9 protein-coding genes are annotated in these 14,139 nt (G+C 72.9%); 7 read left to right on the top strand and 2 right to left on the bottom strand.

Annotated elements, in window-relative coordinates:
* Positions 1-174: 174 nt before the first annotated feature.
* Complete coding sequence (locus ACFYE1_RS05400; RefSeq protein ID WP_387740766.1) at positions 175-1,464, bottom strand: NYN domain-containing protein; 1,290 nt, start codon at positions 1,462-1,464, stop codon at positions 175-177.
* Positions 1,465-1,621: 157 nt separating this feature from the next.
* Positions 1,622-1,864 carry a hypothetical protein gene (locus ACFYE1_RS05395; RefSeq protein ID WP_387740764.1) on the bottom strand — a complete coding sequence of 81 codons (243 nt, stop codon included), beginning with the start codon at positions 1,862-1,864 and terminating at the stop codon, positions 1,622-1,624.
* 297 nt (positions 1,865-2,161) lie between these two features.
* On the opposite strand from ACFYE1_RS05395, the gene ACFYE1_RS05390 reads away from it, so the two are divergent.
* The 7 genes from ACFYE1_RS05390 to ACFYE1_RS05360 all read left to right on the top strand — a co-directional run bounded on the left by ACFYE1_RS05390 (position 2,162) and on the right by ACFYE1_RS05360 (position 14,024).
* Positions 2,162-3,619, top strand: coding sequence for a DUF3375 domain-containing protein (locus ACFYE1_RS05390; RefSeq protein WP_387740762.1), 1,458 nt, complete (start codon positions 2,162-2,164; stop codon positions 3,617-3,619).
* A complete protein-coding gene (locus ACFYE1_RS05385) occupies positions 3,616-4,353 on the top strand; it encodes a DUF4194 domain-containing protein (RefSeq protein WP_387740760.1) in 738 nt (245 codons plus the stop codon). Before ACFYE1_RS05390 ends, ACFYE1_RS05385 begins: the two co-directional genes overlap by 4 nt.
* Positions 4,350-7,808 (top strand): ATP-binding protein, encoded by a 3,459-nt coding sequence (locus tag ACFYE1_RS05380; protein WP_387740759.1) that lies wholly within the window; start codon positions 4,350-4,352, stop codon positions 7,806-7,808. The genes ACFYE1_RS05385 and ACFYE1_RS05380 overlap by 4 nt, the downstream gene beginning before the upstream one ends.
* A complete protein-coding gene (locus ACFYE1_RS05375) occupies positions 7,805-8,953 on the top strand; it encodes a Wadjet anti-phage system protein JetD domain-containing protein (RefSeq protein ID WP_387740757.1) in 1,149 nt (382 codons plus the stop codon). The genes ACFYE1_RS05380 and ACFYE1_RS05375 overlap by 4 nt, the downstream gene beginning before the upstream one ends.
* A 155-nt stretch (positions 8,954-9,108) precedes the next feature.
* The gene (locus tag ACFYE1_RS05370; protein WP_387740755.1) at positions 9,109-10,578 is read left to right on the top strand and encodes an APC family permease; all 1,470 of its coding nucleotides are present in this window, start codon (positions 9,109-9,111) and stop codon (positions 10,576-10,578) included.
* 69 nt (positions 10,579-10,647) lie between these two features.
* Positions 10,648-12,189 (top strand): PucR family transcriptional regulator, encoded by a 1,542-nt coding sequence (locus tag ACFYE1_RS05365; RefSeq protein WP_387740753.1) that lies wholly within the window; start codon positions 10,648-10,650, stop codon positions 12,187-12,189.
* A 296-nt stretch (positions 12,190-12,485) separates the two neighbouring features.
* Positions 12,486-14,024 (top strand): NAD-dependent succinate-semialdehyde dehydrogenase, encoded by a 1,539-nt coding sequence (locus ACFYE1_RS05360; protein ID WP_387740751.1) that lies wholly within the window; start codon positions 12,486-12,488, stop codon positions 14,022-14,024.
* Positions 14,025-14,139 lie beyond the last annotated feature (115 nt).

The following is a 14,139-nucleotide window of genomic DNA, read 5'->3' as shown; positions in this document are numbered from 1 at the left end:
CGGGAACAGCCTAGTCCGCGCCGAACCCCCACGCCCGCGCACCCATCGGGACCGAGCCCCCACGGTCGTCGCAGTTCCCCACGCCCCTTTCTGGGGAACTGCGAGGACCGTGGGGAGTCGACGGACGAGGACGAGGACGAGGAGAGGGTGAGCACTTGAGCGGGACCTGAGCGGTCAGGCGCTCGGCTCGGCGGAGCTGTCCTCGTCGCACAGCCACTCGGCCAGTTGCCGCTGCTCGTCCGCCGAGGCGTCGAAGCCCGCGACGGCCGCCTGCCGCAGCACGCTGGTGCGCACGGCACCGGCGACGTCGGAGGCGTCCGGGGCCGTCCCGTCGCTCAGATCGGCCCCGCCGTCCCGGGCGGCGCGGATCGCGTAGAGCACTGCCTGACGGGAGACCGGCTCCCCCAGCTCCACGGCCCGGTCCCGCGACCACCTCGAGGCCTCGGACAGGGAGAACTCCTCGCGCCGGGCGTACTCGACCAGCGCCCGGACCACCGCCCGCCACTGCTCCCGGGTCAGTCGCGGCATCTTGGTCAGGTCGCAGAAGCGGGTCACGGCCGGCGGCAGGGACGGTGGGAGGATGAGCGGTGTGGCGGGGGCAGCAGGCGCCTCGTGCCGCACGGCGTCCCAGAAGTGCAGCTGCGAGAACTCGACGTCCGGCAGGCCGACTCGTTCCACGGCTCGGCGGAACGAGTCGTGGCCGAACCACCGGGTCCGGGTCACGACCTCGCCCAGGTCGACGTGGATCCTGCTCGCGAGCCGCGCCAGGTTCACCGGTCCGTCCGAGGTCTCGAAGTCGCTGCGCACGACGGCGCAGAACTGATTCCACACCTCCTCGTCCGTCGGGGCGCGGCCTCCGGGGGCGACCGTCCGGGTCACCGCGGCGGCCGGTGCCGGGGCGGCCACCTCGATGCCCGGTGCCGGGTGCACGAGGTCGAAGAGGTCCTGCTCGTCGAGGTACCGGTCCGCGAGTGCCTCGTAGGCCTTCGCGGTGAGGCTCGTGGCGATGACGGTGGCGCGGCGGTCGTGCGCCCGGAGCACCTGCAGCAGCGGGGTGAAGTCCGCGTCGGCGGATGCGAGGACGAACTCGTCGTAGTGCGTGGGGCTCTGCAGTGCGGACATCACGTCCACGACGATCCGGATGTCCGCGCCGTTCTTGTGCTGTCGGGTGAGGCAGGGACAGTCCACGACCTCCACGCCGGCCTGCGTGAAGAAGGGGCGGAACTTGGAGAAGTACAGCCGCTCCTCCGGGTCCAGCGGATGGGCGATGTAGCCGGCCGGATTCATGTAGCAGCGCAGCACGAGCCAGCGCCGCCCGTCGTCGTCGTCGGCCCCGGCTGTCAGGCGGTGGAGCCAGACCGACGGGCGCTCGACCAGCTCCAGGGCCGCCTTCGGGTCGCTGCTGAGCAGACCCCCGAAGAAGTTGTCGAAGTCGATGTACAGCGCGGCGCGGCGCGGGGTCATGAGGTCCTCGGAGGCGCGGAGACGGGTGTGGTGCCCAGTCAATCAGCCGCCGTCAGCCGCGCCGGTGCGACACGGCGGGATCGGACGCGTCCGCCGCCTCCCTGCTGCAGGCCGGCAGCGCGACGACGCCACGGACGCTCCCGGGAACGGCGCAATGTCACGACGGGTTCTGCACGCTCCGGAACAGGACCGGGCCCAGCAGCTTCACGACCTCCAGCTGGACGCGTTCGTGGCTGCAGAGGAGGTCGACCATCCGGCCCTGGTCGGGCTGATCGCGGACGGCGGTCGAGAGCACGGAGTTCTTCGGGTCGGAGGTGACCCTGAACTGGGCCTGGGAGCTGTTCTGCGCCCGGGCCACGGGCCGGCCGACCTGCTGCAGGGAGTTCAGCCGAGAGGTCACGACGTTCTCGCGGACGTCGCGGGGGGGTCCTGGCCGAAGATCTCGTTGCGTCGGTCCACGATCTCGTCGAGCGCCACGAACTCCGGGTCCCGGTGGAGTTCGGAGCCGGCACCGGTGACCGGGTTGGGCTCTCGTGCCTCCTCGGGGGAATTCCTCCGGGGTCCGGGGGCGTCGCACCGTGAGCACAGGAGCGTGGGCCGATCCGGTGCTCCTGCTCGGCCGAGCCTCTGATCTACCCTGGAACCGGATCCGTCGTCCGGCTCTCCGCGACCGTGCCCCCGATCACCCAGGACCACCATGAGCACCCGCCGCACCGCCACGCAGCTCGACCGCGCGCGGGCCCAGGACGTGGCCTGGCGGCTGCTGCGCGCGGACCTGGCGCCCGTCGCCGTCGCGGTCCTCGGGGAGCACCTCACCGGGAACGAGCGCGTCCGCCCCGCCCACGCGCTCTATCAGCTGATGGAGGCGGACTTCCAGGACCTCCGGGCCGCCGGTTTCGAGATCCCGCGGGAGCCTCAGGCCTACTGCTCCGAGTGGACCCGCGACGGCTACCTCAACCGCCGCCCCACCGCCGAGTCGCGCGAGGAGACCTTCGAGCTGACCCCCGGCGCCCTGGACGCCATCCGCTTCCTGCAGGACCGCCAGGACCCCCGCACCACCACCACGGAGTCCCGGCTGACCACGATCGCCCAGCAGGTGCGGGCCCTGGCCCAGGAGACCAACCCGGACGCCGCCCAGCGCCTGGCGGCCCTGCGCGCCGAGCGGGACCGGCTCGACGCGCAGATCACCCGCCTCGACGCGGGCCAGGACGACACGCTGGACCCGGACCGCGCCCTCGAGCGCCTGCACGAGCTGCTGGCCCTGGCCCGGGAGCTGCCCCACGACTTCACCCGCGTCCGCTGGGAGCTCGAGCACCTGCACCGCGAGCTGATGAACGAGCTGCTGGAGCAGTCCGGCTCCCGCGGTGACGTCCTCGACGACCTCTTCGCAGGCGTGGACCGGTTGGAGGCCTCGGACGCCGGACGTACGTTCTCCGCGTTCTTCGACCTGGTCCTGGACCTGGAGCGCTCCGAGGAGTTCGACGAGAACATCGCCCAGATCCTCTCCCGCCCCGTCTTCCGGGAGCTTCCCCGCGACCGGCAGCGCGCCCTGAGCCGACTGATGACGGTGCTCCAGGAGCGCGGTCACGACGTCAGTGACGTCATGGCCTCCCTCTCCCGCGGGCTGCGGCGCTTCGTGCAGTCGGAGCAGTTCCAGCAGGCCCGGCAGCTCAACGCCGCCCTGCAGCGGGCCTCGCGCACGGCCCGGGACCTGGTGGGGACCGTACCGCCGTACCGGAAGCTGGACGTGGGGCTGGCGCTCACCAGCGCGGAACTCGTGCAGGTCTCGTCCTGGTCCCTGCACAATCCGGCGGACTCCTTGACTCCTCCCGTGGTCGACGACGACGCCGCCCTGCCGGACATCGACCCGGCCGCGCTGCGGGCCATGGCCCGGGCCACGGAGATCGACTTCCAGGAACTGACCGCAGCGGTCAACGAGGTGCTGGCCGAGCGGGGCCACGCCACGATCGCGGAGGTCCTGGAGCACCACTCGGCCACCCAGGGTCTGGCCAGCGTGGTGGGCCTGCTGGTCCTCGCCCAGGACCACGCCGCACCCCTCGAGGGGGCCCCCGAGCCGGTCGCCTGGACCGGCGAGAACGGGACCGGCCGCCGGGCCACCGTCCCCCGCCACCTCTTCACCCGGGAGATCGTATGACCGCCGACGCCGCTGCACGCCCTGACGGCGCTCCGGGCGGTCCCGAGCCCGCCCGCCCGAGCGCCCCCGACCAGCTGTGGGACGGCGACACCGGCACCCTCTCGGCCGACGCGCGCCGGACGTTCGTGCAACTGGTCAAGGGCCCGTACTTGTCCCGGCAGCGCCACGGGCAGCTGTGGTCCGTACTGACGGAGGCCCCGGAGCTGTTCCGGTCGCGTCTGGCCGACCTGTTCCTCGAGCTGGTCCTGGACGCGGACCACGAGCTCGCGTTCGTCCGCACCGTGCGCGTCGAGGAGCTGGACGTTCCCCGGTTGACCCGCACCAAACCGATGACCTTCATGGACACCGCGATGCTGCTGCACCTGCGCCGGCTGGTCACCAGCGCCCAGGGAGAGCGCGTGATGGTCGGCGAGGACGACGTCCTGGAGCACATGGAGGTCTACCGGGACCCCACGGACACGGATCGGGCCGGTTTCACCAAGCGGGTCAGCGCATCCTGGACGAAGCTCACACAGCACGGCGTGCTGCAGCGCGCCGGGGAGCCCGGGCGCCGCGAGATCTCCCCCATCCTGCGGCTGATCTTCGGGCCGGAGGAGGTCCGGGCCGTGCAGGCCGAGTACGACCGGATCGCTGCCGCCCACGCCCAGGGACTCTCGGCCGAGGCCCTGGCGGTGCCGGAGGCAGACGGCGCCGACGCGCTGGACGAGGCGGACGAAACGGAGGAGCCGGCATGACGACGACGGACGAGGCCCTGTTCTCGGTGCCCTCCGTGGAGGCCGCCGCACCGGCGGACCAGCCGGAACCGGGGGACGAGGGCTCGGCACCCGCGCAGGTCCGCCGGGGCCAGTGGCGGCTCGCCCGGATCGAGGTGGTGAACTGGGGCACGTTCCAGGGACGACACGCGGTGGACGTGGCCCGGGACGGGTTCCTGATCACCGGCCAGTCCGGGTCCGGGAAGTCATCGCTGATCGACGCGGTCTCCGCGGTCCTGGTCCCGGGCGGCAAGGTCCGGTTCAATGCGGCGGCCCAGGACGCGGGCTCGGCCCGCGGGGACCGATCCGTCCTCAGCTACGTCCGCGGCGCCTGGCGTCGCAGCTCGGACGCGGACACCGGGGAGGTGTCCGCGGACTTCCTGCGCCGCGGCGCCACGTGGTCCGGCATCGCCCTCACGTACCGCGACGGCACCGGCGGACCGCCCGTGGTGCTGATGCGCTACGTCCACGTCAAGCGCGGCCAGACCGCCCTGGGCGCCAACAGCACCGTCTTCCTGGTCCTTCGGACCGAGCACGGGCTGCGGGACTTCGCGCAGTTCGTGGAGAAGGGCATCGACCAGCGGAACCTGCAGGCCGCCACGGCCGGTGCGGAGAACCTGGTGACCCCCAAGCACTCGGCGTTCCTGACCCGCTACACACGGCTGCTGGGGGTGCCGGGCGAGCAGGCCGTGCACCTGATGCACAAGACACAGTCGGCAAAGAACCTGTCCAGCCTCGACGGGCTCCTGCGCGAGTTCATGCTGGACGAACCCGCGACATTCGGCCTGGCGAAGAAGGCCGTGGCCGACTTCCACGAGCTGCGGGACGCGCACGACGCCGTTGTCACGGCCCGTCACCAGATCGAGGTGCTGACCGTCATGCAGGAGCCCGCCGAGCGGTTCCAGTCCGCCGTCCGCCGCCGCGACCACCTGGACCGGGTCCTGGAGCACCTGCCGGAGTACGCGGTCCGCACCGCACGCGAACTGGCCGCCGCGGAGCTGGCCCTTCAGGAGGCCGAACTCACCGGGACGGACCACCGCGTGGTCGCGACCGGACGCGCCCGGACGGACGGTGAGGCCGCGCTGCGGGCCGCGGAGCAGCTGCGGGACGACGCCGGCGGCCGGGACGTCCAGGAGATCGAGACGACCATCGCGCTGCGCCGCGCGCAGCTGGAGACCGTGCGCCGCGAACGCGCCGACCTCAACGCCCAGCTCGACGGCGTCGCCCTGGACCCGGTGGACACGGAGCAGGACCTCCTGGCGCTGCAGACCCTCGCGGCGCGGGAGACCACGGAGTCCCCGGCCGAGACCGGGGTCCAGGAGGCCCTCGGAGCCGCCGTCGGCGCGAACACCGACGCCCGCGCCGAGGTCGAGCGGCTGGAGCGGGAGCTGGAGGCCGCGCGCACGAGCCGCTCCAACTTCGACCACAGGACCCTGCGGCTGCGCCGCGCCCTGACCGAGCAGCTCGGGCTGTCCCCCGAGGACCTGCCGTTCGCCGGGGAGCTGCTCCAGGTCCGGTCCGAGCACGCCGGGTGGACCGGGGCGATCGAGCGCGTGCTGCGCCCGCTGTCCACAACGCTGCTCGTGCCGGAGGAGCACTACGCAGCCCTGGCCGAGCTGGTCGACGGCCAGCACCTCGGCCTGCGCCTGGTCTACCAGCGGGTTCCGCACCCCGTCCCGGCCCAGGCGCGGCCGGCCTCGGGGCGGTCCGTGGCCGGGCGCATCGACATCGCTCCGGCCCCGGCCTTCCGCGCTTGGCTCGAGCAGCAGCTCGCAGAACGCTACGACTTCGTGTGCGTCGACACGGTCGGGCAGTTCTGGGTGGCCGGCGAGCACGACCGGATGGTCACCCGCGCCGGCCAGGTGCGCCACCCGCGCGGGCGCCACGAGAAGGACGACCGGTTCCGGGTCGACGACCGCAGCCGGTGGGTGCTCGGCTTCGACAACCAGGCCAGGCGCCGCCGGCTGGAGGAGGAGCTGGAGACGGCCCGCCGCGCTCAGGAGGAGCACCAGCAGCGGCTCTCCGAGGCCTACACCCGCACCCGGACCCTGGCCCTGCGGCAGAGCCTCCTGGCCCGGGTGACAACGATCCAATGGTCCGAGCTCGACGAAGCGCGCGCCGAGCGCCTGCTCACGGCCGACCAGGAGCGCCGCGACGAGCTGGTCACCGGCAACACCGACCTCGCCGCGGCCGTCCAGCGGGCAGCCGAGCGCGCCGCCGAACTGCAGAGGCTGCGGGGGGCCGAGGGGGCGGCGGAGCAGGCCCGCGCCACCGTCCAGGCCCGCATCGACCGGTTGCGGTCGGTGCTCGAGCGGATGGCACCGTCGTCGTCCCCCGGGGCCCTGCCGGAACGCCAAGTCCTCAAGGACCTCGAGGCGCACTTCGCGGGAGGGGACCAGGAGCTGGGTGTGGACACCGTGGACCAGGTGCGCGCGCAGGTGGAGCGCACCGTTGCCCGGGAGCAGCGGGAGCAGTCCGACACCGTGCACACCGCCCGTGCGGCCTTCGAGCGGCACGCCGACGAGTTCCGCCGCCGCTGGCCGGCCGTGGTGGCCGACCTGACGCCGACCGTCGAGGACCACGCCGGCTACGAGGCCGTGCTGCACCGGCTGGTCCAGGACAATCTGCCGCGGCACGAGGAACGGTTCACCGAGCTCTGGCGGGCCCAGTCCCAGCGCAACATCGGGGTGCTCGCCTCCACCGTCCGCAACGCCTCCCGCGAGGTCCGGCAGCGGATCGCGCCCGTCAACGAGTCGCTGGCCCGGTCTCCCTTCGACGTCGACCGGTTCCTGCGGATCGAGGTGCGCGACGCCCGCAGCCGGGAGGTCACCGAGTTCCTCGACGACCTCAGACAGATCAACCAGGAGGTCATCGGCCTCGCCGACGCCACGACGGCGGAACGGCAGTTCGCCGTGATGAGCCGCGTGATCGACCGGCTGGGCTCGGAGGACCCCGGCGACCGGCGGTGGCGCGCGCACGTGCTCGACACCCGCCTGCACGTCGCGTTCGTGGGGCTGGAGCTGGACCCGGACGGCGCGGTGGTCAACGTCCACGACTCCAGCTCCGGGCTCTCCGGCGGGCAGCGGCAGAAACTCGTCATCTTCTGCATGGCGGCGGCTCTGCGCTACCAGCTGACCGAGGACGACGAGGACGTGCCCCGGTTCGGGACCGTGATCCTGGACGAGGCCTTCGACAAGGCCGACCACCGGTTCACCCGGATGGCCATGGACGTGTTCCAGGAGTTCGGCTTCCACATGGTGCTGGCCACCCCGCTGAAGCTGCTGCAGGTGCTCGAGCACTACATCGGCGGGGTGGTCTACGTGTCCTGCGAGGACCACCAGCGCTCCCACCTGAGCCACGTGCCGCTGGAACCCGGCGGTTCCGGAGCCGAGATTTCCAGGTCCGGGGGTTCCGGGGCTCGGGGCACGCGCCCGTGAAGTCGCCCGAGGAGGTCCGCCGCAAGGTGCGCACCCGCTACGACCGGAACTGGCGGGCGTGGGCCGTGGGCGACGACCCGGCCACTGCCCTGGAGATCCCGCTCGATCCGCCCACTGAGAAGCAGCTGCTGGACGGGGCGTGGGACGACGCCCGCCGGTGGGCGCAGGCCTGGGCCGCGGTCGACGCCGGACGTGCGTCCGCCACCGGAGTCTCCGTGCAGTGGGCCACTCGCCGGTGGGCCAGCGCAGGGGCGCAGACCCTCCCTGACCGGCTCGTCCTGGACGGGCCCGAGGCCGTGGCCCGGTTCGCCGGGCAGACATCGCACTGGGACCGGGCCGTGCGGGCCGTGGACCGGTTCCGAAGCGAGTGGCCGGCTGCGCAGGCGTCCCTGGGGCCTGCGGTCCAGTCGGTGCTGACCGACCTGGTGAGGCTTCCGGCGGCGGACCTGGAACGCGCGATCGCCGTCCTGCGGTGGCTGGAGGCCAACGAGACCGACGGGTTGTGGGCGCGGCAGCTGCCGGTCCGCGGCGTGGACACCAAGTGGGTCGAGAGCCACAAGCGCCTGGTGAACCGGCTGCGCCGCGCCGTGGGCGGCGCAGAGGACTTCCAGCCGCTGCTGGAGCCTCCTGCCTATCGCCGGGTGCGCTTCCTCGACCCGGTGCTGCGGCCGGCCGGGGTCACGGACCTGGCCCTCCCCGACCGGGAACTGATCCGACTGCCGGTCGCGCCCGAGCGGGTCCTGGTGCTGGAGAACCTGCAGACCCTGCTCGCGCTGCCGGACCTGCCGGGGACCGTGGCGGTGCACGGCGGCGGCTACGCCCCCGGCGATCTGGCACGGGTGCCGTGGTTCCGGACGGGGCGCCTGCAGTACTGGGGTGACCTGGACTCGCACGGGCTGAGCATCCTGCACCGCTTCCGGACGGCGGGGGTCGACGCCTCGTCGGTGCTGATGGACGCGGCCACGCTCGAGGCGCACCGGGACCTGTGCGGCACCGAGCCCAGACCGGCCCGTGGGCCGTTCCCCCTGCTCACCCTGCAGGAGGAGCAGTCGCTCCGTCTGCTGCGTGACGGCGGCGATCTCCGGCTGGAGCAGGAGCGCATCGGGTGGGGGTACGCGCTGGAACGGCTGCGCTCCACCGCCTGATCCGGCTCGTGGGCGCCGTGGGAGGCCCGGGCGCCCAGGTGGCGCACAGGAACGGAACAAACGCGTATAGATTGTGCTCTCGTCGCCGGGAGTGCCGTGCGGCGGTTCCGACCAGGCACCTCGTCGCGGTGCCCTCGACAGAAGGAAGAACTCCCATGAGCACCACCGAACCCCGCAGCACGGGGCCCGAGGCACCGGACCGCGAGGACCACGGCTTCAAGAAGGTCCTCGGGCGCCTCGACGCGATCGCCCTCGGCTTCGGCGCGATGATCGGCTTCGGCTGGGTCATCCTCACCGGTGACTGGCTCGCCGAGGCCGGGACCATGGGCGCCGTGCTGGCCCTCGTCAGCGGCGGGCTCATCATGGTCGTCGTCGGCCTCGTCTACGGCGAGCTCGTCTCCGCCATGCCCTACGCGGGCGGGGAGCACAACTACCTCCTGCGCGGCATGGGCGCGCGCTGGGCGTTCGTGGGCTCCTGGGCCATCACGGGCGGCTACATCACCATCGTGGCCTTCGAGGCCGTCGCGGTGCCCCGCACCGCGCAGTACATCTTCCCGGGCCTGAGCCAGATCCCGCTGTGGACGGTGGCCGGCTTCGAGGTGAACCTGACCTGGGCGCTGGTGGGGTCGCTGACGGCCCTCCTCATCACCGGGATCAACATCCGCGGGGTCAAGCACGCCTCCATGGTGCAGATGTTCGTGATCCTCTTCCTGCTGATCGTGGGGATCATGATGCTCTTCGGCGCCTTCACGAAGGGCTCCGCGGCCACCATGGAACCGTTCTTCACCCCCGGCACCGCGGGCTTCTTCCTCGTGCTCGTGACCGTCCCGTTCCTGTTCGTCGGCTTCGACGTCATCCCCCAGGTGTCGGAGGAGATGCACCTGCCGCCGAAGAAGCTCGGCGGCACCATCATCGTCTCCGTGCTGCTCGCCGCCGGCTGGTACGTGATGGTCGTGCTCACCACCTCTGCGTCCATGTCCGCCGAGGACCTCTCCGGTGCGGACATCGCCGTGGCCGACGCCATGGGCTCCGCCTTCGACAGCACGGTCGTGGCCAACCTGCTCATCGCCGGCGGCCTCGCCGGCATCCTGACCTCCTGGAACTCCCTCCTCATGGGCGCGTCCCGCCTGCTGTGGGCGCTCGGCAACTCCCGGATGGTGCCGCGGTGGTTCGGCCGCCTGCACCCGAAGTACGGCACCCCGGCCAACGCGTTGCTCTTCGTGGGCGCCGTGTCCTTCGTCGCGCCGTTCTTCGGTGCGGAGATGCTCGGCTGGCTCGTCGACTCCGGCTCTCCGTCCATCGTGATCGCCTACGCCCTGGTGTCCGTGGTCTTCGTGCTCCTGCGCCGTCGCGAGCCGGGCATGGAACGTCCCTTCCGGATCGGCGGCCGCGGCCACGGCGGCACGGCGATCGGCGTGCTCTCGGTCGTGCTGTGCCTCGCGCTGATCAGCCTGTACCTGCCCGGGATGCCGGCCTTCCTGAGCGCGCCCGCCTGGACGATCTTCGGGCTGTGGTGGCTGCTCGGGCTCGTGTTCCTGCTGCGCATCCCCACCGGGATCCAGCCGGGCCCCGACGCCGAGCACCGGCTCGTCGCCGAGGTCGAGCGCCGCAGGCAGCGGAGCTGAGGCGGCCGCCGCGCCGGGCATCGCTGCCCTAGGCTGTCCCCGGCGCGCCGAGGAAGAGGAGGACTGCCCATGGTCACGGTCGCCCAGGTGCTCGGCCTTCCCGGGCTCGGACTGGAGCCCGTCGTCGAGGCGGCCACCGACCTGCCGGTGACCTGGGTGGTGACGAGCGAGCTCGCCGACCCCACCCCGTACCTCGAGGGCGGCGAGGTCCTCCTGCTGACCGGCATCCACACCTCCGCCCGGGCGCACTCCTGGACGGAGTACGTTCACCGGCTCACGGACCGGGGCGTCGTGGCGCTGGGCCTGGGCGTGGGCGGGCAGCTGTCCTACCTCCGCGTGCCGGACGCTCTCGTCGCCGCGTGCCGGGACGCCGGACTGACCCTGTTCAGGGTGCCCGAGCACACGCCCTTCCTGGGCATCATCCGCGCCGCGGCCGAGATGCGGGCGGCCGAGGCGCGCACCGCCCTCGAGACGATGCTGTCGGAGCAGCGGAGCCTGACGCGGGCGGCCGTGGGGCGCGACGGTCCGGCCCGCGTGGTCCGCACGCTGGTGTCGGTGCTCGGCGGCGGATGGGCGGGCGTCTGCGGGGCGGACGCCCGGATCGTGGAGCGCTCCGGCCCCGGGCTGCCCGAGCTGCCCGCGGGCCGGACGCTCCCCGAGCTCCTCGACCGGCTGCGCCCGGCCGGGCTGCGCGGTTCGCTGAGCGAGTCCGGCCCGGCGGGCGCGGTGGTCGTCCATCCCCTCGGGGTGGACGGCGTCCCCCAGAGCTACCTCGTGGTGGTGCTGCCCCGTCCGGTCGACCCCGTCCGGACCGGCGTGATCGCCACCGCCGTGGCCCTGCTCTCGCTGCACGCGGAGCGCGCCGCGGAGCAGGCGCTGTTCCGGCGCCGCGTCCGTGCGGGAGCCCTCGCCCTCCTGCTCAACGGCGAGGTGCGGTCGGCGGACGCGCTGCTGGGGGTGGCGGACGACACGACGTGGTCGACGGCGCCCCGGGTGCGGGTGGCCCGTCTGCGCGGCGGCGCCGAGGAGCTCCAGGACGGAGTGCGACGCCTCGAGTCGCGCACCACCCACGGCACGAGACCCCTGCTCGTCGGGGCACCTGCCACGGAGCCCGACGGCGAGCAGACCGCTGCGGTGCTGCTGGAGGACCTTCCGGAACAGCTGGCCGAGGTGCGTGCCGCCGTCGAGGCCTCCGGGCTGCGGGCCGGCATCGGCGGCCCGTCGGCCGTGCACGAGACGCACGCGAGCGACCGAGAGGCCCGCGAGGCCCTGGAGCGCACCACGGACCGTCAGCGCGTCGGCACGTGGGACGACCTCGTGGCGGGCGGCATCGCCGGACTGCTGCCGCCCGAGACCGCCCGGGCCTGGGCGCGGCAGCTGCTGCGGCCCGTCGACCGGCCCGGGCGGCTGTCCCTGCTGCGCACGTTCCTCGCGCACAACGGCAACCGGAGCGGGACGGCCGAGGCCCTGGGCATCCACCGCAACACCCTGCAGCAGCGGCTGCAGGAGATCGAGGAGGCGCTCGGCCGGTCCGTGGACGACCCGCAGCTGCGCGCTGAGCTGTGGATCGCCCTGCGCCTGTCCGACCGTCCCGACCGCTCGGCGCCGTAGCCCGGCGTCACCCTTCCTTGTTCAACATGCACAGTACTCCCACAAGAATTCAGCATCCTGCTGGGCTCTCCGGGCGCTAGCCTGGAGCAGTCGGGGAACCGCGGCGGCCCCTCGACACGAGCTCCGCCCCGGTTCCACGTCACACGGTGACGACGTCCCCGCGGGGGAGCCCGCCCGGAGTCCTACGATGGACGGGCGGGCCCAGTGCTGTCGCCCGCCCGTCCGACGAATCCCTTGACGCAGCGCAGGCCACCGGCGCCCGGTGGCGTGGCCGCGTCGACCAGAGAGGCTGATACATGAGCATCACGGACAAGGCCCCCGCGGGCCCCGGCATGAAGGACCGCATCGAGGCGGTCCTGGCCGCCACCCCCACGGGGCTGCTGATCAACGGTGCGTGGCGGGCCGCCTCGGACGGGGGGACCTTCGAGGTGGAGAACCCGGCCACCGGGCAGGTACTGGCCACGATGGCCTCGGCCACCCGGGCGGACTCCCAGGCCGCGATGGACGCCGCCGCCGAGGCTCAGAAGTCCTGGGCCCGCACCCCGGCGAGGGTCCGGTCGGAGATCCTGCGCCGGGCCTTCGACCTGGTGCAGGCCCGGGCCGATGACCTCGCCCTGCTGATGACCCTGGAGATGGGCAAGCCGCTGGCCGAGGCGGCCGGGGAGGTGAAGTACGGCGGGGAGTTCCTGCGCTGGTTCGCCGAGGAGGCCGTGCGCGACTACGGCCGCTACCTGGAGTCCCCCGAGGGCAACCTGCGGATGCTGGTCACGCACAAGCCCGTGGGCCCGTGCCTGCTGATCACCCCGTGGAACTTCCCGCTGGCGATGGCCACCCGCAAGGTCGCCCCGGCCGTGGCCGCCGGGTGCACCATGGTGCTCAAGCCCGCCCGGCTGACCCCGCTCACCTCCCAGTACTTCGCCCAGCTCATGCTGGACGCGGGCCTGCCGGCCGGAGTGCTCAACGTGGTCTCCTCCGCCTCCGCCTCTGACGTGTCCGAGCCGATCATGGCCGACCCGCGCCTGCGCAAGGTCTCCTTCACCGGCTCCACCCCGGTGGGCAAGCAGCTGATGAAGACCGCCACCGACAACGTGCTGCGCACCTCCATGGAGCTCGGCGGCAACGGGCCGCTGATCGTCTTCGAGGACGCCGATGTGGACAAGGCCGTGACCGGTGCCATGGCCGCGAAGATGCGCAACATGGGCGAGGCCTGCACGGCCGCCAACCGGCTGCTCGTCCACGAGGACGTGGTGGACGAGTTCGTGGCGAAGATGGCCGCCAAGATGTCGGCGCTGACCGTGGGCAACGGTGTGGACGACGGGGTGTCCGTGGGCCCGATGGTCGAGGCCAAGGCTAGGGACTCCGTCGAGGAGTTCGTCACCGACGCCGTGGCGCGCGGGGCGAAGGTCGTCGTGGGGGGCAAGCGCGTGGACGGGCCCGGCTACTTCTTCGAGCCCACCCTGCTGCGCGACGTCCCCACCGACGCCCGGGCGGTGACCGAGGAGATCTTCGGCCCCGTCGCCCCCGTCGTGACGTTCAGAGACGAGGACGAGGCCGTGGCGCTGGCGAATGCCACCGAGTACGGGCTGGCCTCCTACGTGTTCACCGAGAACATCTCCCGCGGCCTGCGGATCGGGGACCGCATCGAGTTCGGCCTCATGGGCCTCAACGTCGGGGTGATCTCGAATGCGGCCGCCCCCTTCGGCGGGGTCAAGCAGTCCGGGCTGGGTAGGGAGGGCGGGGCCGAGGGCCTGGCCGAGTACACCACCACCCAGTACATCGGCGTGGAGAACCCTTGGGCCAACGTCCCCAACCCCGGTACCGGCACCCCCGCCTGAGGACCTGACCCGCGATCCCGGCCCCGGGACGGCGGTCGTCGCAGGCAGCTGCGGCGACCGCCGTCCCGTGCCGGAGCGCGCCCGCTCGGCGTCCTCGTCCCCACCGTCTGACACC

It is taken from the genome of Kocuria nitroreducens (assembly GCF_042879195.1).
Taxonomy (GTDB): domain Bacteria; phylum Actinomycetota; class Actinomycetes; order Actinomycetales; family Micrococcaceae; genus Kocuria; species Kocuria nitroreducens.
This window is presented reverse-complemented; position numbering and strand designations above follow the sequence as displayed.